17 protein-coding genes and 2 pseudogenes are annotated in these 19,112 nt (G+C 66.9%); 12 read left to right on the forward strand and 7 right to left on the reverse strand.

Annotation, left to right across the window (positions count from 1 at the left end; genetic code table 11):
• Positions 1–55: 55 nt before the first annotated feature.
• From nadB to radC, 4 genes are all read right to left on the reverse strand, one after another.
• Positions 56–1,654, reverse strand: coding sequence for an L-aspartate oxidase (gene nadB, locus OJJOAM_RS12495; RefSeq protein WP_422648118.1), 1,599 nt, complete (start codon positions 1,652–1,654; stop codon positions 56–58).
• 472 nt (positions 1,655–2,126) lie between these two features.
• Positions 2,127–2,297 carry a 50S ribosomal protein L33 gene (gene rpmG / locus OJJOAM_RS12500; RefSeq protein WP_006575662.1) on the reverse strand — a complete coding sequence of 57 codons (171 nt, stop codon included), beginning with the start codon at positions 2,295–2,297 and terminating at the stop codon, positions 2,127–2,129.
• Positions 2,298–2,310: 13 nt separating this feature from the next.
• The gene (gene rpmB, locus OJJOAM_RS12505) at positions 2,311–2,544 is read right to left on the reverse strand and encodes a 50S ribosomal protein L28 (RefSeq protein ID WP_006575661.1); all 234 of its coding nucleotides are present in this window, start codon (positions 2,542–2,544) and stop codon (positions 2,311–2,313) included.
• Between the two features lie 179 nt (positions 2,545–2,723).
• Positions 2,724–3,398, reverse strand: a complete 675-nt coding sequence (radC, locus tag OJJOAM_RS12510) for a RadC family protein (RefSeq protein WP_422648119.1) — start codon at positions 3,396–3,398, stop codon at positions 2,724–2,726.
• 109 nt (positions 3,399–3,507) lie between these two features.
• Between radC and OJJOAM_RS12515 the strand changes: the two genes are divergently transcribed.
• The 7 genes and pseudogenes from OJJOAM_RS12515 to OJJOAM_RS12545 all read left to right on the forward strand — a co-directional run bounded on the left by OJJOAM_RS12515 (position 3,508) and on the right by OJJOAM_RS12545 (position 10,665).
• A complete protein-coding gene (locus OJJOAM_RS12515; protein ID WP_006575659.1) occupies positions 3,508–3,993 on the forward strand; it encodes an FKBP-type peptidyl-prolyl cis-trans isomerase in 486 nt (161 codons plus the stop codon).
• 48 nt (positions 3,994–4,041) lie between these two features.
• Positions 4,042–5,002, forward strand: a pseudogene (gene ispH / locus OJJOAM_RS12520) (4-hydroxy-3-methylbut-2-enyl diphosphate reductase).
• A gap of 600 nt (positions 5,003–5,602) precedes the next feature.
• The gene (locus OJJOAM_RS12525; RefSeq protein WP_422648120.1) at positions 5,603–6,799 is read left to right on the forward strand and encodes a branched-chain amino acid ABC transporter substrate-binding protein; all 1,197 of its coding nucleotides are present in this window, start codon (positions 5,603–5,605) and stop codon (positions 6,797–6,799) included.
• A 221-nt stretch (positions 6,800–7,020) separates the two neighbouring features.
• Positions 7,021–7,956: a branched-chain amino acid ABC transporter permease gene (locus tag OJJOAM_RS12530; protein WP_422648121.1), complete on the forward strand. Its 936-nt coding sequence runs from the start codon at positions 7,021–7,023 to the stop codon at positions 7,954–7,956.
• A gap of 13 nt (positions 7,957–7,969) precedes the next feature.
• Positions 7,970–9,127 (forward strand): ABC transporter permease subunit, encoded by a 1,158-nt coding sequence (locus OJJOAM_RS12535; RefSeq protein WP_422648122.1) that lies wholly within the window; start codon positions 7,970–7,972, stop codon positions 9,125–9,127.
• Positions 9,128–9,141: 14 nt separating this feature from the next.
• A pseudogene (locus OJJOAM_RS12540) lies at positions 9,142–9,919 on the forward strand (ABC transporter ATP-binding protein).
• Between the two features lie 14 nt (positions 9,920–9,933).
• Complete coding sequence (locus OJJOAM_RS12545) at positions 9,934–10,665, forward strand: ABC transporter ATP-binding protein (protein WP_422648123.1); 732 nt, start codon at positions 9,934–9,936, stop codon at positions 10,663–10,665.
• Positions 10,666–10,734: 69 nt separating this feature from the next.
• Here the strand turns inward: OJJOAM_RS12545 and OJJOAM_RS12550 are convergent, their stop codons facing one another.
• The 3 genes from OJJOAM_RS12550 to OJJOAM_RS12560 form a co-directional block, all read right to left on the reverse strand.
• Complete coding sequence (locus OJJOAM_RS12550; protein ID WP_422648124.1) at positions 10,735–11,175, reverse strand: nuclear transport factor 2 family protein; 441 nt, start codon at positions 11,173–11,175, stop codon at positions 10,735–10,737.
• Between the two features lie 278 nt (positions 11,176–11,453).
• Positions 11,454–12,641, reverse strand: a complete 1,188-nt coding sequence (locus tag OJJOAM_RS12555) for an acetylornithine transaminase (protein WP_422648125.1) — start codon at positions 12,639–12,641, stop codon at positions 11,454–11,456.
• 356 nt (positions 12,642–12,997) lie between these two features.
• Positions 12,998–14,053 (reverse strand): CDP-6-deoxy-delta-3,4-glucoseen reductase, encoded by a 1,056-nt coding sequence (locus OJJOAM_RS12560; RefSeq protein ID WP_422648126.1) that lies wholly within the window; start codon positions 14,051–14,053, stop codon positions 12,998–13,000.
• Positions 14,054–14,062: 9 nt separating this feature from the next.
• Between OJJOAM_RS12560 and OJJOAM_RS12565 the strand changes: the two genes are divergently transcribed.
• From OJJOAM_RS12565 to hutC, 5 genes are all read left to right on the forward strand, one after another.
• Complete coding sequence (locus tag OJJOAM_RS12565) at positions 14,063–15,028, forward strand: NAD-dependent epimerase/dehydratase family protein (protein ID WP_150083358.1); 966 nt, start codon at positions 14,063–14,065, stop codon at positions 15,026–15,028.
• A gap of 527 nt (positions 15,029–15,555) precedes the next feature.
• Positions 15,556–16,482 carry an ABC transporter substrate-binding protein gene (locus OJJOAM_RS12570; RefSeq protein ID WP_422649583.1) on the forward strand — a complete coding sequence of 309 codons (927 nt, stop codon included), beginning with the start codon at positions 15,556–15,558 and terminating at the stop codon, positions 16,480–16,482.
• A 15-nt stretch (positions 16,483–16,497) separates the two neighbouring features.
• A complete protein-coding gene (locus OJJOAM_RS12575) occupies positions 16,498–17,382 on the forward strand; it encodes an ABC transporter permease (RefSeq protein ID WP_422648127.1) in 885 nt (294 codons plus the stop codon).
• A complete protein-coding gene (locus OJJOAM_RS12580) occupies positions 17,379–18,158 on the forward strand; it encodes an ABC transporter ATP-binding protein (RefSeq protein WP_149316729.1) in 780 nt (259 codons plus the stop codon). Before OJJOAM_RS12575 ends, OJJOAM_RS12580 begins: the two co-directional genes overlap by 4 nt.
• An 88-nt stretch (positions 18,159–18,246) precedes the next feature.
• Positions 18,247–19,044 (forward strand): histidine utilization repressor, encoded by a 798-nt coding sequence (gene hutC, locus OJJOAM_RS12585; RefSeq protein WP_422648128.1) that lies wholly within the window; start codon positions 18,247–18,249, stop codon positions 19,042–19,044.
• The last annotated feature ends 68 nt before the right edge of the window (positions 19,045–19,112 follow it).

The raw sequence follows: 19,112 nt of genomic DNA on the forward strand, positions 1-19,112 counted from the left end.
CGGTCGCGCTTCGATTGCGCTCCGGTTGCCCTCCGGCCGCCCTCCGGTCGCGCGTTCAGTTGCCGCGGCGGCGCCCGTTCGGCGGCTGCAGCACGGTCGGCAGCGCCTTCGGCAACGTCCCCGGGTAGTCGCGGCTGAAATGCAGGCCGCGGCTTTCGTGGCGCGCATAGGCGCTGTCGACGATCATCGCCGCCACTTCGACCAGATTGCGCAGTTCCAGCAGATCGCGCGTGACGCGGAAATTCGCGTAGTACTCGGTGATTTCCTCGCGCAGCAGCGCGATCCGATGCTGCGCGCGTTCCAGCCGCTTGCTGGTGCGCACGATGCCGACGTAGTTCCACATCATCCGGCGCAGCTCGTCCCAGTTGTGCGAGACCACGACCTCCTCGTCGGCATCCGACACGCGGCTCTCGTCCCACGGCGGCAGCGCCAGGTCGGGTTTGCCGGCCTTGGCCTGCGACGCGATGTCATTGGCGGCCGCGCGGCCGATCACCATGCATTCGAGCAGCGAGTTCGATGCCAGCCGGTTGGCGCCGTGCAGGCCGGTGTAGGCGGTCTCCCCGACCGCGTACAGATTGTCCAGATCGGTGCGTCCCGACGTGTCGGTGACCACGCCGCCGCAGGTGTAGTGCGCGGCCGGCACCACCGGGATCGGCTGGCGCGTGATGTCGATGCCCAGCTCCAGGCAGCGCGCGTGGATGGTCGGAAAGTGTTCGCGCAGAAAGGGCGCCGGCTGGTGCGTGATGTCGAGATACACGCAGTCCAGGCCGCGCTTTTTCATCTCGAAGTCGATCGCGCGGGCCACCACGTCGCGCGGCGCCAGCTCGGCGCGCGCATCGTGCTCGGGCATGAAGCGGCTGCCGTCGGGCAGCACCAGCCGGCCGCCTTCGCCGCGCACCGCCTCGGAGATCAGGAAGGACTTGGCATACGGGTGGTACAGGCAGGTCGGATGGAACTGGATGAACTCCATGTTCGCGACCCGGCAGCCCGCGCGCCAGGCCATCGCAATGCCGTCGCCGGTGGCCGTGTCCGGATTGGTCGTATAGAGATAGACCTTGCCCGCGCCGCCGGTGGCCAGCACGGTATGGCTGGCCGTCAGCGTATGCACCTGGCCGTTGGCGTCGTCGAGCACGTACAACCCGAGGCAGCGGTTGCCGCCCAGCCCCATCTTGCGCGAGGTGATCAGGTCGATCGCGAAATGGTCTTCGAGGATCGTGATATTGGGATGGCGGCGCACCTGCTCGGTCAGCGTCGTGACCACGGCATGGCCGGTGGCGTCGGCCGCGTGGATGATGCGGCGATGGCTGTGGCCGCCTTCGCGGGTCAGGTGATAGCCGAGCTCGGCCTGTTCGTCGCGCGTGAACGGCACGCCCCGGTCGATCAGCCACTGGATCGCTTCGCGCCCGTGCTCGACGATGAAGCGGGTCGCGCCTTCATCGCACAGGCCGGCACCGGCGATCAGCGTGTCCTGCGTGTGTTCGTCGTGGCTGTCGCCGGAGTCCAGCACCGCCGCGATGCCGCCCTGGGCCCAGTCGCTGGCGCCTTGCGTCATGGCGCGCTTGCTCACGATGACAACCCGGTGGCTGTCGGCCAGTTGCAGCGCGACCGTGAGGCCGGCCAGGCCGCTGCCGACGATGGCGACGTCGAAGTTCATGATGCGTGGTGGCGCGGCGAGGGCGCCGGTGGTGCGGGAAAGCTCGAAAGTGTACACCGCGGATGGAGGCCTCGCGCCTTGCCCCTGCTGGTGGCGCGGCGCGGTGCGCCACGGCATGTTTGGCAGCACCGGCAGTGAGGAAGCGGGGAGGCGGGGGAGGCGGGGGAAGCGGGGAAGCGGGGAAGCGGGGGAAGCGGGGGAAGCGGGGGAAGCGGGGGAAGCGGGGGAAGCGGGGGAAGCGGGGGAAGCGGGGGAAGCGGGGGAAGCGGGGGAAGCGGGGGAAGCGGGGAAGCGGGGGAAGCGGGGGAAGCGGGGGAAGCGGGGGAAGCGGCAGCGGGAGCGGGAGCGGGAGCGGGAGCGGGAGCGGGAGCGGGAGCGGGAGCGGGAGCGGGAGCGGGAGCGGGAGCGGCGGCCGAGCGGGCAACAAAAAACCCCCGCCATGGCGGGGTTCTTCGCTGGAACGCAGGATCAATTACTTGATCTTGGTTTCCTTGTACTCGACGTGCTTGCGCGCGACCGGATCAAATTTCTTGATCGACATCTTTTCCGGCATGGTGCGCTTGTTCTTGTCGGTGGTGTAGAAGTGACCGGTACCCGCGGTGGATTCCAGTTTGATCTTGTCGCGTCCGCCTTTGCTGGCCATGATGAACTCCTAATTAGACTTCGCCGCGTGCGCGCAGGTCGGCGAGCACGGAGTCGATGCCTTTCTTGTCGATCAGGCGCAGACCGGCGTTCGAGACGCGCAGGCTCACCCAGCGGTTTTCCGATTCAACAAAGAAACGACGGTTCTGCAGGTTGGGCAGAAAACGGCGCTTGGTCTTGTTGTTTGCGTGGGAAACGTTGTTGCCGACCATCGGCGCTTTCCCGGTCACTTGACAGACGCGTGCCATGAAGCACTCCTAAATCTTCTATTCGTGGACAATGTTCGCAACAGATCAACAAAAGGCGCGCGGGCCCGGACTGCAGCGGTTAAGACTTCAGCAAAACGGGCATTATAGACCGAAATCCCCCCGCTCGATCAATGCCTTCTGTGCGTTGACGCCACGGCGACACGCCCGTGCCTTTGGCGTCACAGTTGCCGGTGCTCCGCCAGCGAGTAGGTCGTATTGCCGGCGACGATGAAGTGGTCGAGCACATGGACGTCGATCAGCGCCAGCGAATGCGCCAGCGCCTTGGTCATCGCCAGGTCCGCAGGACTCGGCGCCGGATTGCCCGACGGGTGGTTGTGGGCGACGATGACCGCGGCCGCATTATGCGCCAATGCCTGCCTGGCCACCTCGCGCGGGTAGACGCTGGTTTGCGTCAGCGTGCCGCGGAACAGCTCCTCGGCGGCCAGAAGCCGGTTGCGCGCATCCAGGAACAGGCATAGGAACACCTCGTAAGGCCGCTGCGCCAGTGACAGCCGCAGGTAGTCGCGTACGGCCTGCGGCGATTCCAGGCCCGGCGCCATCGCCAGCTGCTCGGCCAACGCCCGCCGCGTCAATTCGACCACCGCCTGCAGCTGCGCGTACTTGGCGGTGCCGACGCCGCGCACCCGGCTCAGCTCGGCCTGGCTGGCCGCCAGCAGGCCAGTCAGCGACCCGAATGCCGCGATCAGCTCGCGCGCCACATCGACCGCGCTCTTGCCCGGCACGCCGACGCGCAGGAATACCGCCAGCAGTTCGGCGTCGGACAACGAGGCGGCGCCTGCTTGCAGCAGCTTTTCGCGAGGACGTTCGCTGGCGGGCCAATCGGGGATGGGCATGGCGGTCTCGTTCGGGAAGCGCGTGGGAGGGCGGGGCGGGCGCGTGGCCGCGATCGGCGGCGCCGGGTCCAGTCGCTTACAATACGGGTTCTCGACTGGTTGAGCATTCATGAATTCGCAAACTTTTGCGTCGGACTCCGGCGGCGCCACCGCGCGCAAGACCGTGCAGGCCGATTCCTTCCTGACCTTGCATTACCGCATCTCGCTGGAGAACGGTACCGAGGTCGTCAGCACCTTCGACGACAAGCCCGCCACGCTGCTGCTGGGGCAGGGCCAGTTCGCGCCCACGCTGGAACAGGCGCTGCTCGGCATGGCCGAGGGCGAGCGCACCAGCTACCGCCTGGCGCCGGAGCACGCCTTCGGCCCGCGCAATCCCGAGCTGCTGCAGCGCGTGTCGCTGGCCACGCTGCGCGAGAACAGCTCGTTCGAAGAGGACTACAGCCCGGGCGACCTGGTCGAGTTCAACGCGCCGGGCGGCGGCAAATATGCCGGCGTGCTCAAGGAAATCGGCGAGACCTCGGCGCTGTTCGACTTCAATCATCCGCTGGCCGGACAGACCATCCTGTTCGACGTCCAGCTGATCGGCATTCTCTGACGACCTGCTCCGGCCGCCTCGTCCGCCGGAGCGCAGCTACCTCCCCGCATGTCCGAAATGACTCCCGCCCCCGACGCCGAGATCCTGCTGGCCCAGCCGCGCGGCTTCTGCGCCGGGGTCGATCGCGCGATCGAGATCGTGGAGCGCGCGCTCCAGCGCTTTGGCGCGCCGATCTACGTGCGCCATGAAATCGTGCACAACGCCTATGTCGTGGCCGACCTGCGCCGCAAGGGCGCCGTCTTCGTGCAGGACCTCGACGAGGTGCCGGCCGGCGCGACCGTAATCTTCAGCGCCCACGGCGTATCCCGCAGCGTCCGCGCCGAGGCGCAGGCGCGCGGCCTGAACGTCTTCGACGCGACCTGCCCGCTGGTGACCAAGGTGCATGTCGAGGTCGGCAAGATGCGCGCCGAAGGCTGCGAGATCGTGATGATCGGCCATCGCGGCCACCCCGAGGTCGAGGGCACGATGGGCCAGGCCGACGGCGGCATGCTGCTGGTCGAATCACCGGCCGACGTGCAGACCCTGCAGGTCGCCGATCCCACGCGGCTGGCCTATGTCACGCAGACCACGCTGTCGGTCGACGAGACCGAGGAGATCGTCGCCGCGCTGAAGGCACGCTTCCCGGAGATCCGCGAGCCGAAGAAGCAGGACATCTGCTATGCGACGCAGAACCGCCAGGACGCCGTCAAGTTCATGGCGCCGCAGGTCGACGTGGTGATCGTGGTCGGCAGCCCCAACAGCTCCAACTCGAACCGCCTGCGCGAGCTGGCCGAGCGGCTTGGCGTGCCTGCCTATATGGTGGATGCGCCGGAACAGGTCCGTCCCGAATGGATCGCCGGCAAGCGCCGCATCGGCCTGACCGCCGGCGCCTCGGCGCCGGAAGCGCTGGCCCAGTCGATCGTCGACCGGCTACGCGCGCTAGGCGCGCGGCAGGTGCGTCCGCTGGAGGGCATCGAGGAAAACATGTCGTTCCCCCCTGCCCAAGGGCCTGCAGGCGTCCGCCGCCTGAGTCCCGCGGATTCCGTCCGGTTCTGACTGCGCCCCGCCTCGAGCGGGGGCGTTGTCGTTTTGGCCCGCGTGTTTTCGCGCCATTGCACCGCGCCATGCCGAGCGTCGTGCTTCTCTCGAAAGAAACTTAATCGTCACAACGATATATTGCCTTGCACAAGGCGCGTCTTTTGCGAAGGACTTTAGGGTAATTCCCCTAAATACGGGTTTTCCCTCGATTGGTGCGAACGCGGATTGCCGACATTCTAAATTGGTGCATATTTCTTTTATGAAATGCCTAATTAATATCTATAAAGATAGGTGCCTTGTCAGCCACGCTGGAACGTCCGGAAGGCCGCCTGGTGACGTGGCGGGCACGGATCTTGTTAGGTATCTCAAAGAGCCCCTCTTGTGAATGGGAATTGCCCCAATGACGGCATTGGGGAAATTACCTAGCTCAATAGAAGGGTAAAAGGCTCAGGTTGTTGCGTCGCGTATTGCATCCGCAAAAAAAAGGGGATACAATGCGCGCGTTTCAAATTGAAACTAAACCAAGGCGGTGCAGGGAAACGGACGGGAGGCGTTGCGTAACCCTGATCTTGTGAATCCTAGGAGATCACTCATGCAAATCACGTTGGCCAAGATTCTGCCGATCGCAGCGGCAGTGGCACTGGTTACTGCCTGCGGCAAGAAGGAAGAGGCGGCGCCCGGTGCGACGGCCTCGGCACCTGCCGTGGCGGCACCGGCTGGCGGCGAGGTGGTGGTAAAGATCGGCCACGCGGCGCCGCTGACGGGTGGGATCGCCCACCTTGGCAAGGACAACGAGAACGGCGCGCGCCTGGCTGTCGAAGAGGTCAACAAGACCGGTCTGGAACTGGGCGGCAAGAAGGTGCGCCTGGAACTGGTCGGCGAAGACGACGCGGCCGATCCCAAGACCGGCACCTCGGTGGCCCAGAAGCTGGTCGACGAGAAGGTCGTCGCCGTGGTCGGCCACCTGAACTCGGGCGTCTCGATTCCTGCCTCCAAGATCTATAGCGATGCCGGCATCGTGCAGATCTCGCCGTCCTCGACCAACCCCGACTACACCAAGCAGGGCTTCAAGACGACCTTCCGCGTGGTGGCCACCGATGCCCAGCAGGGCCCGGCGCTGGCCAACTACGCCGCCAAGAGCCTGAACGCCAAGAGCGTGGCGATCGTCGACGACGCCACCGCCTATGGCAAGGGCCTGGCCGACGAGTTCGAGAAGACCGCCAAGGCCGCCGGCGTCAACATCGTGGCGCGCGAGGCCACCAACGACAAGGCCACCGACTTCAAGGCCATCCTGACCAAGATCAAGGGCAAGAAGCCGGACGTCATCATGTACGGCGGCATGGACGCCACCGGCGGCCCGTTCGCCAAGCAAGCCAAGGAGCTTGGCATCCCGGCCAAGATCGTCGGCGGCGACGGCGTCTGCACCGACAAGGTGGCGGAACTGGCGGGCGATGCGGTCAGCAACATCATCTGCTCCGAGGCCGGCCTGGCGCTGTCCAAGATGGAGAAGGGCGCCGAGTTCCAGAAGCGCTACCAGGAACGTTTCAACGCACCGGTGCAGATCTACGCGCCGTTCACCTACGATGCCGTGATGGTGATCGTCGATGCGATGAAGCGCGCCGGCTCGACCGAGCCCGCGGCGATCCTGGCCGAGATGCCCAAGACCAACTACCAGGGCGTGATCGGCAACATCGCCTTCGACGAGAAGGGCGACATGAAGGAAGGCACCATCACGCTGTACGACTACAAGGACAAGAAGAAGTCCGTGCTTGACGTCGTGAAGATGTAATTCGGACCTACCCGGTCCTCCGAACGGCACCGTGAGTACTTTGCGGTGCCGTTCTTTTTTAGCCTCGCCTTTTGTGACAGCGCCCTTACCATGGGTGGAACGCGGCAGGCCGTTGCTTTACCCGCTTACCAGCACATAACCACTTACCAAACCACTCACACCCCGCTGCCCGGTCGGCATCCATCCATGCCGGAAGTGCGGGCGGCAAGTCAGGAGTATTCATGGATATCCTTATCCAGCAGATCGTGAATGGTCTGGTGCTCGGCAGCATCTATGCGCTGATTGCACTCGGCTACACCATGGTCTACGGCATTCTCGGGATCATCAACTTCGCCCACGGCGATGTGCTGATGATCGGCGCGCTGACCGCACTGTCGGCGATTCTCGCACTCCAGCAATTCGCCCCCGGCCTGCCGGAATGGCTGACGCTCGTGATCGCCACGCTGATCGCGATGCCGGTCTGCGCGATGCTGTCCTATTCGATCGAGCGGATCGCCTACCGGCCGCTGCGCAACGCGCCCCGGCTGGCGCCGCTGATCACCGCGATCGGTGTCTCGATCATGCTGCAGACCGTCGCGATGATGATCTGGTCGCGCAATCCGCTGACCTTCCCGCAGCTGCTGCCCTCGAGCCCGATCGATATCGGCAACACCGGCGCCACCATCACCGGCAAGGAGATGGTCATCATCGGCATGGCCGTGATGGTGATGGCCGGGCTGCTGACGCTGGTCAACCGCACCAAGCTCGGCCGCGCGATGCGCGCCACCGCCGAGAACCAGCGCGTGGCGGGCCTGATGGGCGTGAACCCGAACTTCGTGATCTCGGCCACCTTCATGATCGGCGCGACCCTGGCGGCGCTGGCCGGCGTGATGATGGCGACCAACTATGGCAACGCGCACTTCTACATGGGCTTCATCCCCGGCCTGAAGGCGTTCACCGCGGCCGTGCTCGGCGGCATCGGCAACCTCGCCGGCGCGATGGTCGGCGGCATGCTGCTGGGCCTGATCGAGGCGCTGGGCGCCGGCTATATCGGCGACCTGACCAACGGCGTGTTCGGTTCGAACTACCAGGACGTGTTTGCCTTCATCGTGCTGATCACCGTGCTGGTGTTCCGTCCGTCCGGCATCATGGGCGAACGCGTGGCTGACCGGGCGTAAGGGGATCGCAACGATGAACACTCCGATTTCTACGACGGCGCAGGCCGCGCCGCTGACCAAGACGCCGGCCAAGACCATGTTCGCGCTGGTGGCCTTCCTGGTGATCGGCCTGTGCGCGCCGTTCGCCGTGCAGTTCCTGGGCGGCAACTACTGGGTGCGCGTGCTCGACTTCGCGCTGCTGTACATCATGCTGGCGCTGGGCCTGAATATCGTGGTCGGCTTCGCCGGCCTGCTGGACCTGGGCTACATCGCCTTCTATGCGGTGGGCGCCTACCTGATGGCGCTGCTCGGCTCGCCGCACTTGGCCAACCAGTTCGAGACCATCGCGCAGCTGTTCCCCAACGGCTTCCATGTCAGCGTCTGGTGGGTGCTGCCATTGGCGGCATTGGTCGCGGGCATCTTCGGCGTGCTGCTCGGCGCGCCGACGCTGAAGCTGCGCGGCGACTATCTGGCGATCGTCACGCTCGGCTTCGGCGAGATCATTCGCATCTTCATGAACAACCTGGACCGGCCGGTCAATATCACCAACGGTCCCAAGGGCATCACCGCGGTCGATCCGATCACCATCTTCGGCTTCAACTTCTCCAAGACGCACGAGTTCTTCGGACTGAAGTTCACGCCGGTGTTCATGTACTACTACCTGCTGATCCTGCTGGTGGTGGCGATCGTGTTCGTCTCGCTCCGTCTGCAGAACTCGCGCATCGGCCGCGCCTGGGTGGCGATCCGCGAGGACGAGATCGCGGCCAAGGCGATGGGCATCAACACCCGCAACATCAAGCTGCTGGCCTTCGCCATGGGCGCGTCGTTCGGCGGCGTCTCGGGCGCGGTGTTCGGCGCCTTCCAGGGCTTCGTCTCGCCGGAATCGTTCACGCTGTGGGAATCGATCTACGTGCTGGCGATCGTGGTGCTCGGCGGCATGGGCCATATCCCGGGCGTGATCCTGGGCGGCATCCTGCTGATCGGCTTCCAGGAGCTGCTGCGCGTGGTGGCCGAGCCGGTGCAGAACATGCTGTTCGGCCACGTGATCGTCGACGCCGAGGTGCTGCGCCAGCTGCTGTTCGGCCTGGCGCTGGTCGGCGTGATGCTGTATCGCCCGGCGGGCATTTGGCCTTCGCCGCGCAAGGAAGACCGGCCGGTGATTCGCCGCCCCGGTAGCGTTGGACGTCTGTGAAGCGGGAGGACCTGATGAGCAACGAAAACATCCTCCTGTCCGTCAAGGGGAGTGAACAAGCGCTTCGGCGGCCTGCAGGCGCTGTCCGATGTGGGCCTGGAAATCCGGGCTGGCGAGATCTACGGCCTGATCGGCCCGAACGGCGCCGGCAAGACCACCTTCTTCAACGTGATCACCGGGCTCTATACGCCGGATTCCGGCGAGTTCGTGCTGGACGGCAAGCCGTACCAGCCGACCGCGGTGCACGAAGTCGCCAAGGCGGGCATCGCCCGGACCTTCCAGAACATCCGCCTGTTCGGCGACATGACCGCGCTCGAAAACGTGATGGTCGGCCGCCATGTGCGGACCAAGGCCGGCGTGATCGGCGCGATCTTCCGTCCGCCGGCGGTACGCAAGGAAGAAGAGGGTGTCGAGGACATGGCGCACGACCTGCTCGAATACGTCGGCATCGGCAAGTACGCCAACTTCACCTCGCGCAATCTGTCGTACGGCCACCAGCGCCGGCTCGAGATCGCCCGCGCGCTGGCGACCGAGCCCAAGCTGCTGGCGCTCGACGAGCCGGCTGCCGGCATGAACGCGACCGAGAAGGTCGAACTGCGCGGCCTGCTCGACAAGATCCGCAGCGACGGCCGGACCATCCTGCTGATCGAGCACGACGTGAAGCTGGTGATGGGCCTGTGCGACCGCATGACCGTGCTCGATTACGGCAAGGTCATCGCGCAGGGCCTGCCGCACGATGTCCAGAACAACCCGGCGGTGATCGAGGCCTACCTCGGCACTTCGGCTCACTGACGGGGGAGCAGCAAATGAAAGACACACTACTGAAGATCGCCGGCCTGAAGGTCGCGTACGGCGGCATCCAGGCCGTCAAGGGCATCGACCTCGAAATCCGCGACGGCGAGCTGGTGACGCTGATCGGTGCCAATGGCGCCGGCAAGACCACCACGATGAAGGCGATCACGGGCCTGCAGCCCTGGGCCGGCGGCGAGGTCGAATACGTGGGCCGCTCGATCAAGGGCGTGCCAAGCTACGAGCTGCTGAAGCAGGGCCTGGCGATGGTGCCGGAAGGCCGCGGCGTGTTCGCCCGCATGACCATCACCGAGAACCTGCTGATGGGCGCGTTCACGCGCAAGGACGAGGCCGGCATCAAGGACGATATCGACCGCATGTTCGGCATCTTCCCGCGCCTGAAGGAACGCGCCAACCAGCTGGCCGGCACCATGTCCGGCGGCGAGCAGCAGATGCTGGCCATGGCGCGCGCGCTGATGAGCCAGCCGCGCCTGCTGCTGCTGGACGAACCGTCGATGGGCCTCTCGCCGATCATGGTCGAGAAGATCTTCGAGGTCGTGCGCGACATCTCGAGCCAGGGCGTCACCGTGCTGCTGGTCGAGCAGAACGCCCGCCTCGCGCTGCAGGCCGCCGACCGCGGCTATGTGATGGAGTCCGGCCTGATCACCATGAGCGGCAACGCCGCCGACATGCTCGACGACCCGAAGGTCCGCGCCGCGTATCTGGGGGGAATGAGCCTGTCGCGATAGGAAAACGGCGGCCGAAGCGCCGCCTTGCAGTCGCCAGCCCCGCCATGCCTGCATGGACGGGGCTTTTTTTTATCGTTCCGCCGGTGCCGGCCGGATCGAATTGTGCGACGACACCACCTGCCAACCCTGCGGCGTGCGTACGAACACATCGGTGAAGACGACGTCCGTCGGCTTGGCCTTCGCGTTGGGCCGATAGCGGTTGACGCCGGTGACCACCGCGCTGTCGCGGAATGTGCGTACCTTCAGTTCGGTCAGGGTCTGGCTGGAGCCCGGCGGCGGTGGGCCGGCGGATAGCGACTCGGCGCGGTTGCGCATGCCGCCGAGCGGCGAGATGTTGACGAAGGTCGGATGGAGCAGCCGCTCCAGCGCGGCGCGGTCGCCGGACTCGGTGGCGGCCAGCCAGTCCTGCTCGGCCTTGAGGATGGCGGCGTGGTCGGCGGCCTCGTCGGCAGCGGCCGGTGCGGCGGCCAGGGTGCCGAGCGCCAGGGTGCCGAGCGCCAGGGCGGCCACGGCAAACGTAGTAGCCAGCCCGCGCCTGTGGGAATGGAGGCGACCGCCCATTGTTGTTCTCCCGGACCTGGATGGCATCAGTATAGGCAAGCGAATATTACCGTCGTCCCCACGCGAGGCGGGTGGCGGTGAACGAAGGGCGGCTACGGAAACGAGCCAAAGAAAAAGGCCGCCGTGCCATCGCAGCAGGGCGGCCCGTTTCCGAACCACGGGTGACCATCGCCGACCATCACGGACTCATCGCGCCGTGGCCGACGGCCGGCGGCCAGCGCCGAAGATCAGGCCAGCGACTTCAGCAGCGTCCGCAACATGCCGATCATCTGGTCGATTTCGTCGCGGGTCACGTTGAGCGCCGGCATGAAGCGCAGCAGGTTCGGCCGCGGCGAATTGAGCAGCAGGCCCTCCGGCTGCATTTCGCGCGCCTGTTCGACCAGTTGCGGTCCGATGTCCTTGCCCAGCATCAGCGCGCGCAGCAGGCCCTCGCCCCGTTCGCCGGCCAGGCCGAACTCGTTCGACAGCGCCAGCAGCTGTTCGCGCAGATACGCGCCTTTCTCCTGCACCTGCTGCAGGAAACCCGGTGCCAGCAGTTGCTCGAACACCGCGCTGCCCACCGCGCACATCAGCGGGTTGCCGTTGTAGGTGCCGCCCTGGTCGCCGGCCTCGAAGCTCGCCACCTCGGCCTTGCACAGCAGGGCCGACAGCGGCACGCCGCCGCCGATGCCCTTGCCCAGCGTCATGATGTCCGGCTCGACGTTCGACAGCTCGTAGGCGAACAGCGTGCCGCAGCGGGCGCAGCCGGCCTGCACCTCGTCGACGATGAACAGCAGCTTGTGCTTGTCGGCCAGCGCGCGCAGCCCTTGCATGAATTCGCGCGTGGCGGGCACCACGCCGCTCTCGCCCTGCACCGGCTCGAGCATGATGCCGACCGTCTTGTCGTTGATCAGCGCCTCGACCGAAGCCAGGTCATTGAGCTGCGCCTTCGGGAAGCCCGGCACCTGCGGCGCGAAGATCGTGTCCCAGCCGGCCTTGCCGGAGGCGCTCATGGTCGCCAGCGTGCGGCCATGGAAGCTGTGGTCCATCGTGATGATCTCGTAGGCGCCGTTCTTGTGCTTGCGCCCCCATTTGCGCGCCAGCTTGATCGCGCCCTCGTTGGCCTCCGCGCCGCTGTTGGCGAAGAACACCTTGTCGAAGCAGCTGTTGTCGGTCAGCGTCTTGGCCAGCCGCAGCATCGGTTCGTTGTAGAAGGCCGGGCTCGGATTGATCAGCTTGCGGGCCTGCTCGTTCAGCGCCGCGATCATGCCCTCGTTCGAGTGGCCCAGGCAGTTGACGGCCCAGCCCTGCACGAAGTCCAGATAGCGCTTGCCCTGATGGTCCGTCAGCCACGAGCCCTTGCCCTCGGTGAAGACGAGCTCGGGCCGGTTGGTGATGTACATCAGCGATTGGACGGGATACTCAGCAAATGCCATGGCGGACTCCAGAGATCGGCAAACAAGGAAAAGGGAAGGGCGGCAAAACAAAAAAGCCACGGGGGTTGCCCGTGGCTTGATGACCTGAACAGACGCTGTCGACGGTCAGCCGCGTGGCACCCTGGCGGGATGCGACGTACGGAAGCTGCGTCGGATGTTGGCGTGGTTCATGCGGCCAACTATAAGACGCAGTCGCCCCAGTGTCAAAGACGACGGTGGCGGTCCGGATCGTCATTGTTGTTCTCGCGAAACGGTGGCGCGGTCGTGGTGCGGTCGTGGCGTGGGCCTTCGGCGCGGGCCGGGCAGGGCGCCAACCCGGTCGGCGGAGCCAGCCGGGCCGCGCCGCGAGCCCGGGTTCAGGCCGCGCCGGCCGGGTGCAGGTCGGCTTCCGAGGTGAACGAGTCGGCGAAGAACGCGTCCTCGTGCAGCGCGCACTGGGCGGTGAAGTCGCGCCGCGCCGATTCGACCATCACCGGCGCGCCGCAGGCATAGACCTCGTGGCCCGACAGATCCGGGTAGTCGGCCATCACGGCCTGGTGGACGAAGCCGGTGCGGCCGTCCCAGTCGTCCTCGGCCAGCGCGTCCGAGACCACCGGCACGTAGCGGAAGTTCGGCAGCTCGCGCGCCCACTGCTCGCACAGCGCATGCATGTACAGATCGCGCGGACGGCGGCCGCCCCAGTACAGCGTCATCGGCCGCGTGATACCCGTGTAGGCCGCGTGCTCGACGATGGCCTTGATCGGTGCGAAGCCGGTGCCGGAGGCCAGCAGGATGATCGGCTTGTCCGAGTCCTCGCGCAGGAAGAAGCTGCCCAGCGGACCCTCGAAGCGCAGGATGTCGCGCTCCTTCATCGCCGGCTGGCCCTCGCGCGCACCGAACACGTAGTCGGTGAAGGCGCCGCCCGGCATATGGCGGAAATGCAGTTCGATCGGGCCTTCCTCGTGCGGCGGCGTGGCGATCGAGTAGCTGCGGCGCTTGCCGTCCCGCAGCAGGAATTCGACGTACTGGCCGGCCAGGTATTGCAGGCGCTCGGTGGCCGGCAACTGCAGCTTCGCCACGATGACGTCCTCGGCCACACGTTCGAGCGATTGCACGCGGCACGGCACCTTCTTGATCGGGATATCGCCGGCGCCATGGACCTCGCGGCATTCGATGGTCACGTCCGAGGCCGCATTGGCGCAGCAGAACAGCGCGCGGCCCTCGGTCTTTTCCTGCGCGGTCAGCGCGGAGGCGGCATGGTCGCCCTGGACGATGTCGCCGGCGGTGACGCGGCCCTTGCAGGAACCGCAGGCGCCGTTCTTGCAGCCATAAGGCAGGCCAATGCCTTGACGCAGCGCCGCCGACAGGATGGTTTCGTTCGCTTCCGCCTCGAATTGGCGGCCGCTCGGCAGCACGGTTACTTGATAAGCCATAATCTCTCGATGAGCAAAGATCTGTCGCCACCCCGTCTGGCCCGCCCGCGCTTGCTGATCGTGGGCTGTGGGGACGTAGGCATGCGTTGCCTGCAAATGCTTGCCCCGCGCTGGCGCGTGTTCGCCGTGACCTCGCAGCCCGGCCGCGTGGCGGCCTTGCGGGCGGCGGGCGCGGTGCCGCTGGTGGCGAACCTGGACGAGCCCGCCACGCTCAAGCGCCTGGGCGGCCTGGCCGATCGCGTGTTGCACCTGGCGCCGCCGCCGGCGCGCGGCGATGACGATCCACGTACCGTTGCCCTGTTGCGGGCGCTGCGGCGCAGCGCATGGCGCCGCCCCGCGCGGGAACCCCGCATTCTACCCGAGCGGCCCGGACGGGGGACCGGCGTGGCCACTCGCGGCGGCGCGCCGGCGCTGGTCTACGCCAGCACCAGCGGCGTCTATGGCGACCGCGGCGGCGCGCGCATCGGCGAGGCGCAGCCGGTACGGCCGCAGACCGCGCGGGCACGCCGCCGCGTGGCTGCCGAGCGGGCGGTGCGGAGCTTCGGCCGCGCCAGCGGCTGGCGCGCCAGCATCGTACGGATTCCCGGCATCTACGCCGCCGACCGGCTGCCGGTGGCGCGCCTGCTCAAGGGCACGCCGGCGCTGGTGCGGGACGATGATGTCTACACCAACCACATCCACGCCGACGACCTGGCCCGCGCCATGATCGCCGCGCTGCTGCGCGGCCGGCCGCAGCGGGTCGTCCATGCCAGCGACGACAGCGAACTGCGCATGGCCGACTATTTCGACCTGGTGGCCGACCGGCGCGGGCTGCCGCGGCCGCCCCGGCTGTCGCGCGAGCAGATCCGTCAGGCCGTCGAGCCGGCGCTGCTGAGCTTCATGAGCGAATCGCGCCGGCTCGAGAACGCCCGGCTCAAGCGCGAACTGCGGCTGCGGTTGCGCTATCCGACGGTCCACCATTTCTTCGAGACCTGACCACCCCCCGGCAATCGTCGTACCCCCGCGGCAAGCGCAGCACCTCCGCGGCAACCGCGGCACCCCCGCGGCAAGCGCCGCCCCCGATGGCATGGCGATTGCGTCCTTACGCTTGCAATCCTGTCTATACAGCATATTGGGGCACGATGCCCGCAGGCCGTGCGGCGCGGTCACCAGCCTGGTGCGGATACCGATCCGGCTGACCGCCGCGGGGGGCCCGCCAATCCCTTGCATCGCCCGTTATCGCTTTCCCTATCAGGGTTTGCGAGCAGCGGCCGGGATTCTGGGCCGCCCTCGGAAACGCTTGGTCAGCGCTGCGCTGTAGTGACGTTTCGTCGCCTTGACTTGTATATACAGGATTGCTACATTGCCCGGAAACCGACCGGCGCCCCGACCGAGGACGCCGGCACGACCCGGGCGGGCCGCCAGCCGGCGGCACCGTTCGCGACACCAAAGGAGCCAAACAGTGCAGATGCAGAAGCGGAAGTTGGGGGAGTAAAGGGGGCGCCGGCCGTGCGCTCGGTTGGCTGACCACGCTGGCGCTGGCCGCCGGTGCCGGCGCGGCGCAGGCCCAGACCACCAAGGTGGCGCTGGGCATGAGCGGCTGGACCGGCTTCGCGCCGCTGACGCTGGCCGCCAAGGCCGGCATCTTCGAAAAGCACGGCGTCGACGTCGACATCAAGATGATTCCGCAGAAGGATCGCCATCTGGCGCTGGCCTCGGGCGCGATCCAGTGCGCCGCGACCACGGTGGAAACCCACGTGGCGTGGAACGCCAACGGCGTGCCGATCACGCAGATCGTGCAGCTCGACAAGTCCTACGGCGCCGACGGGCTGGCGGTGCGCAACGACGTCAAGACCTTCGCCGACCTGAAGGGCAAGACCATCGGCGTCGACGCGCCGGGCACCGCGCCGTATTTCGGGCTGGCGTGGATGCTGAAGAAGAACGGCATGACCATCAAGGACGTCAAGACCACCACGCTGTCGCCGCAGGCGGCCGCGCAGGCCTTCGTCTCGGGCCAGAACGACGCCGCGATGACCTACGAGCCGTATCTGTCGACCGTGCGGCAGAACCCCGACAAGGGCAAGATCCTCGCCACCACGCTGGACTATCCGATGGTGATGGACACGCTCGGCTGCGCGCCGAAATGGTTGAAGGAGAACCCGAAGGCCGCGCAGGCGCTGGTCGACGGCTACTTCGAAGCGCTCGAGATGATCCGCAAGGAGCCCGCCAAGTCCAACGAGATCATGGGCGCGGCCGTCAAGCAGACCGCCGAGCAGTTCGCCAAGTCGTCCTCGTATCTGCGCTGGCAGGATCGCGAGGCCAACCGCAAGTTCTTCGCCGGCGAGCTGGCGCAGTTCAGCAAGGAGGCCGCCGCGGTGCTGCTCGATGTCGGCGTGATCCGCCAGGTGCCGGACGTGACGACGCTGTACGACCCGCGGTTCATCCGCTAAGCCGCAGGAGCAGTGATGACACAACCGTTGCACGCCGATTCGCTGCGGGCCGTCGCGCCCGACAGCCCGGCGTCCGCCCGGACGATGCCGGCCGCGCCGCGTGCGCGCCGGACCCATCCGTGGCTGACGCCGCTGACTCCGGTCGCGCCACGCACCCGCTGGGTGCTCGGCCTGGGCTTTTTCGTGCTGTTCTTCGCCGTCTGGGGCGCGGTGACGCTGGGCGGCCTGGTGCCGCCAACCTTCCTCGCCGATCCGATGACGATGGCGCGCGAAGCGTGGCTGCTGTTCACCGAGTACGGCTTTCTCGGCGACATCGGCATGACGGTCTGGCGCGTGCTGGGCGGCTTCGTGCTGGCCGCCGTGCTCGCGGTGCCGCTGGGCATCCTGATGGGCGCCTACAAGGCCGCCGAAGCCTTCTTCGAGCCCTTCGTCTCGTTCTGCCGCTACCTGCCGGCGTCGGCCTTCATTCCGCTGCTGATCCTGTGGGCCGGCATCGGCGAAACGCAGAAGCTGCTGGTGATCTTCATCGGCTCGTTCTTCCAGATCGTGCTGATGGTCGCCGTGACCGTGGGCGGCGCGCGCCGCGATCTGGTCGAGGCCGCCTATACACTGGGGGCCAACAGCGCCGGTATCGTCAAGCGCGTGCTGATTCCCGGCGCCGCGCCCGGCATCGCGGAAATCCTGCGGCTCGTGCTGGGCTGGGCCTGGACCTATGTGATCGTCGCCGAGCTGATCGGCTCGTCGTCCGGCATCGGCCACATGATCACCGACAGCCAGGCGCTGCTCAATACCGGGCAGATCATCTTCGGCATCATCGTGATCGGCTGCATCGGCCTGGTCTCGGACCTGCTGTTCAAGCTCGCCAACCAGCGGCTGTTTCCGTGGAGCACCATCCAATGAGCGCGCTGTCGATCCAGCAGGTGTCGCGCACCTTCGTCAATCCGCGCGGCGGCCAGACCCAGGCCTTGCTGCCGGTGGACTTCGAGGTCCGCGAGAACGACTTCGTCACCATCCTCGGGCCGTCGGGCTGCGGCAAATCGACGTTGCTGCGCATCGTCGCCGGTCTTGACGCGCCGACCTCCGGTCGCGTACTGCTCGACGGCGAGCCGGTCACCGGACCGGGCGCGGACCGCGGCATGGTGTTCCAGTCCTATACGCTGTTCCCGTGGCTGACCATCGAGCAGAACGTCCGCTTCGGCCTGCGCGAGCGCGGCATGAGCGTGGCGGAGCAGCGCGAGCGCAGCGATTTCTTCATCGCCCGCGTGGGCCTGCGCGGCTTCGAGCATCACTATCCGAAGCAGCTGTCGGGCGGCATGCAGCAGCGCACCGCGATCGCGCGGGCGCTGGCCAACGATCCGAAGATCCTGCTGCTGGACGAGCCGTTCGGCGCGCTCGACAACCAGACCCGCGTGCTGATGCAGGAACTGCTGCTCGGCATCTGGGAGAGCGCGCGCAAGACGGTGCTGTTCGTCACGCACGATATCGACGAGGCGATCTTCATGGCCAACCGGGTTGCGGTATTCTCTGCGCGGCCCGGACGGATCAAGACCGAGATCGCGGTCGACTTCGCCCATCCGCGCCACTACACGATCAAGACCTCGCCGGAATTCTCGGCGTTGAAGGCGCGGCTGACCGAAGAGATCCGTGCCGAGGCGATGGCCTCGGCCGAGCATTGAGGCGGCCCATGACGCCCACTGACACGCTCACCGACGCGCCCATCGACCCACGCATCGACCCACGCATCGCCCCTCGCCACCACCGACCATGACCGTAGAAGCCGGCGCCCGCCGCCCCGCCACCCGTCCCGACGCCAACGGCCACCGCCCGTCGCCCGATGCCACGCCGACCGCGCTGTACCAGCAGGTCAAGGAGTACATCGCGCGCCAGATCCAGAGCGGTGCCTGGCAGCCGGGCGATCGCGTACCGTCGGAGCAGGAGCTGGTCAACCGCTTCGCCGTGTCGCGCATGACGGTCAATCGCGCGCTGCGCGAACTGGCCGAGCAGGGCAGGGTGGTGCGGGTGGCGGGCGTCGGTACCTTCGTCGCCGAGCACAAGCCGCAGTCGACGCTGCTGTCGGTGGTCAATCTGCAGGACGAGATCCGCATGCGCGGGCACGACTACGCCTGCGACGTGATCCTGGTCGAGCGCGCCTCGGCCTCGATCGAGGTGGCGGCGGCGCTCGACCTGCGCACCGGCGAGTCGGTCTTCCATTCGGTATGCGTGCATCGCGAGGACGGCGTGCCGGTGCAGCTGGAGGACCGCTACGTGAATCCGCGCGTGGCGCCCGACTTCATCAACCAGGACTTCAGCGGCGTCAAGCCGGGCGAATATCTGCTGCGGCACGTGCCCTACGATCAGGTCGAGCACGTGGTCGACGCGGTCGCGGCCACGCCCGAGCAGGCCAGCCAGCTGGAGATGCCGGTGACCCAGCCCTGCCTGCTGCTGACGCGGCGCACCTGGACCGCCGGCACGCCGGTGACCTTCGTACGCTGCCTGCATCCCGGCAACCGCTATCGCCTCGGCAGCCGCTTCCGTGCCGATGGCAATCCGGCGTTCGGCTAGCGTGGCGGCCCGCGGCGCGGCCCGCAGCCCCGCTGCCGCCGCCACCGAACGAACCGAGCGCTTCCGCA

The organism is Cupriavidus sp. H18C1, from assembly GCF_049311595.1.
Taxonomy (GTDB): Bacteria; Pseudomonadota; Gammaproteobacteria; order Burkholderiales; family Burkholderiaceae; genus Cupriavidus; species Cupriavidus cauae.

Bases quoted from the DNA above. Each gene is read 5' to 3' on its own strand.
- nadB (WP_422648118.1), bottom strand. From the start codon at position 1,654: ATGAACTTCGACGTCGCCATCGTCGGCAGCGGCCTGGCCGGCCTCACG.
- rpmG (WP_006575662.1), bottom strand. From the start codon at position 2,297: ATGGCCAGCAAAGGCGGACGCGACAAGATCAAACTGGAATCCACCGCG.
- rpmB (WP_006575661.1), bottom strand. From the start codon at position 2,544: ATGGCACGCGTCTGTCAAGTGACCGGGAAAGCGCCGATGGTCGGCAAC.
- radC (WP_422648119.1), bottom strand. From the start codon at position 3,398: ATGCCCATCCCCGATTGGCCCGCCAGCGAACGTCCTCGCGAAAAGCTG.
- OJJOAM_RS12515 (WP_006575659.1), top strand. From the start codon at position 3,508: ATGAATTCGCAAACTTTTGCGTCGGACTCCGGCGGCGCCACCGCGCGC.
- OJJOAM_RS12525 (WP_422648120.1), top strand. From the start codon at position 5,603: ATGCAAATCACGTTGGCCAAGATTCTGCCGATCGCAGCGGCAGTGGCA.
- OJJOAM_RS12530 (WP_422648121.1), top strand. From the start codon at position 7,021: ATGGATATCCTTATCCAGCAGATCGTGAATGGTCTGGTGCTCGGCAGC.
- OJJOAM_RS12535 (WP_422648122.1), top strand. From the start codon at position 7,970: ATGAACACTCCGATTTCTACGACGGCGCAGGCCGCGCCGCTGACCAAG.
- OJJOAM_RS12545 (WP_422648123.1), top strand. From the start codon at position 9,934: ATGAAAGACACACTACTGAAGATCGCCGGCCTGAAGGTCGCGTACGGC.
- OJJOAM_RS12555 (WP_422648125.1), bottom strand. From the start codon at position 12,641: ATGGCATTTGCTGAGTATCCCGTCCAATCGCTGATGTACATCACCAAC.
- OJJOAM_RS12560 (WP_422648126.1), bottom strand. From the start codon at position 14,053: ATGGCTTATCAAGTAACCGTGCTGCCGAGCGGCCGCCAATTCGAGGCG.
- OJJOAM_RS12565 (WP_150083358.1), top strand. From the start codon at position 14,063: ATGAGCAAAGATCTGTCGCCACCCCGTCTGGCCCGCCCGCGCTTGCTG.
- OJJOAM_RS12575 (WP_422648127.1), top strand. From the start codon at position 16,498: ATGACACAACCGTTGCACGCCGATTCGCTGCGGGCCGTCGCGCCCGAC.
- OJJOAM_RS12580 (WP_149316729.1), top strand. From the start codon at position 17,379: ATGAGCGCGCTGTCGATCCAGCAGGTGTCGCGCACCTTCGTCAATCCG.
- hutC (WP_422648128.1), top strand. From the start codon at position 18,247: ATGACCGTAGAAGCCGGCGCCCGCCGCCCCGCCACCCGTCCCGACGCC.